The organism is Zunongwangia atlantica 22II14-10F7, assembly GCF_002094855.1.
Lineage (GTDB): Bacteria > Bacteroidota > Bacteroidia > Flavobacteriales > Flavobacteriaceae > Zunongwangia > Zunongwangia atlantica.
The window spans coordinates 1-988 of the sequence record NZ_ARYN01000068.1 but is presented as its reverse complement, the minus strand read 5'-3'; the positions used below and the strand labels follow the sequence as shown (position 1 = coordinate 988).

The following is a 988-nucleotide window of genomic DNA, read 5'->3' as shown; positions in this document are numbered from 1 at the left end:
TTTACTGCATAATCTCGAGATTTTTCTATGCTGTACCACTGAATTTTAAATATTTCTATTTCAAAAAAAATCTTTAAAACCTTTGTGATGAACATTAATAAAAGTAAAGCTCCGTATCAAAATATATACTCCGTTCTACGCCTCAACCGATTGGTGAGTATCTGTGTTAGTATAGGGGCATTTATAACCTGTATAAGCTCCGGCTTTTTAATCTACAAAATGCACAGGAATGCCCTTGATCATGCTTTTGCGGTAACGGGTAGCGGTCAGGTGATTCCCTTGCTGTGGGAAGAGCGTAGTCATCAGTTGGAAATCGAAGCTAAAGCGCATTTGGAGCGATTTCATTTTTCTTTTTATGATCTTACTCCGGATACCTACGAAACCCAGCTGGAAAAAGCTTTATGGCTTGGCAATTCCTCGGTAGATGAAGTCTATAGGCAAAAGAAAGCGGATGGGGTCTATAATAGAATTCTTCAATATGCCCTGGTGCAAAAAGTGGATAGCATCAGTTCTACACTGGATGTAAGCCAGTCGCCATATCTCTTTAGGTCACAGTTGTTCTTCAGTATTCATCGTGGCAATATTAAAGAATCTTATGAACTGCTCACTTCAGGGAAACTTCTTCCGGTTAAACGGAGTTTTCCGAAAAATCCACACGGCCTAATGATTACCGATTTCTATGAAAACCGCTTGAATAAATTATCACAATAAGCACAAGCTATTTTTAAAAAAACAATGCAATCATGAAACTCGATAAAAAGACAATTGTTTTTGGCTCGGTATTCCTTGTGATTCTCTTGTTTACACTTTCGTACACGCTGTTGGTATGGAAAAAGGAGGATACCAACGTAAAACAACTTCCCACAAATCCGAATATTCCAAGCCTGCAGGTAGAGGATAATTCATTTCGTAATCGAAGGGAAGCCGTAGATCAATTGAAAGAGAAAAAGCCTTCGGTACTGCCAAGTCTTTACGACGAAATAGAACA

Annotated in this window: 1 protein-coding gene and 1 pseudogene; both read left to right on the top strand. The window is 38.6% G+C overall.

Annotated features, from left to right (window positions below):
* Nucleotides 1-219: 219 nt before the first annotated feature.
* A complete protein-coding gene (locus tag IIF7_RS20605; RefSeq protein ID WP_245801694.1) occupies nt 220-711 on the top strand; it encodes a conjugal transfer protein TraK in 492 nt (163 codons plus the stop codon).
* A 32-nt stretch (nt 712-743) separates the two neighbouring features.
* Nucleotides 744-988: pseudogene (locus tag IIF7_RS20600) on the top strand (hypothetical protein); the annotation flags it as partial.